General features: G+C 62.6%; 2 protein-coding genes. Both read left to right on the forward strand.

Annotated features, from left to right (window positions below; all coding sequences use genetic code 11):
* Nucleotides 1-195, forward strand: a 195-nt coding sequence (locus G6N73_RS35925) for a CsbD family protein (protein ID WP_206079287.1), incomplete at its 5' end; no start/stop codon positions are given.
* A gap of 302 nt (nucleotides 196-497) precedes the next feature.
* Nucleotides 498-884, forward strand: a 387-nt coding sequence (locus G6N73_RS35930; RefSeq protein ID WP_165034581.1) for a hypothetical protein, incomplete at its 3' end; no start/stop codon positions are given.

Consider the following 884-nt stretch of genomic DNA (forward strand, 5'->3'; position numbering starts at 1 on the left):
CCGGGCGAGGAGAAGCAAGTGCCAGACAAGGATCGAGTTATTGGATCGGCCAAAAGGGCCAAAGGCACGGTCAAACAGGTCGTTGGCAAAGTCATCGGTGACGCCAAGCTTGAAGCCGAGGGCACTGCCGACAAGGTTGAAGGCAGCGTGCAGAACGCCATTGGCGGGCTGAAGGACGCCCTTAAGGGGAAGTAGGTGCCCAAGCCTGGCCGCCGGGGGTCATTTTGGAGCGCCTCGTCAGGCAGGGTTGCGCCGCAGCCTGTTCAGGCCGCCTCGTCTGCAACATGTCGATAATCGTCTGAACGATCTGGTGATCGTGATATGGCTCAGAAAGGAACTTGGAGTCGGCCGACAGCGCATTTCCTTAGGGACTGCATTGCCGGCGGCCACGATCGGCTTCCCGGGCGGTCGGCGGTCATCGCCATATCGAACGAGCACGTTGCGGGCCTTCCGGTCGAGGCGAATTTCGCCAGGCTATGCTGGGCGGAAAGGCCTTTATGAGTACGATCCTGCCCTTCACAACCCGGCCTCGGACCTCTCCGCCTCCCTGGAACGATCCAACGCCGGTACGGGAGGAATTTTTCGGCGTCGAACGACTCGAGCAGCACGCGGCAAGCCTCGCAGCGGCGCAGACCGTCACGAAGCGCCCCCCCGCTGTCCTGTCCCTGCGCACACGTCTCAACGACAACGCCAAGGTTCTGCTTGCCGGCTATCGCGCCAGCGCCGCGGAGCTGGAGAGTGGCCGGGGCGTTGTCCCCGCTGCCGAATGGGTGCTCGACAACTATCACCTGGTCGAAGAGCAGATCCGCGAGATTCGCGACGATCTGCCTGCGGGCTATTATCGTCAACTGCCGAAACTGGTCGAGGGGCCGTTCGCCGGCTAC

The sequence above is a fragment of the Allomesorhizobium camelthorni genome, assembly GCF_011045125.1.
In the GTDB taxonomy this organism is placed as follows: Bacteria; Pseudomonadota; Alphaproteobacteria; order Rhizobiales; family Rhizobiaceae; genus Allomesorhizobium; species Allomesorhizobium camelthorni.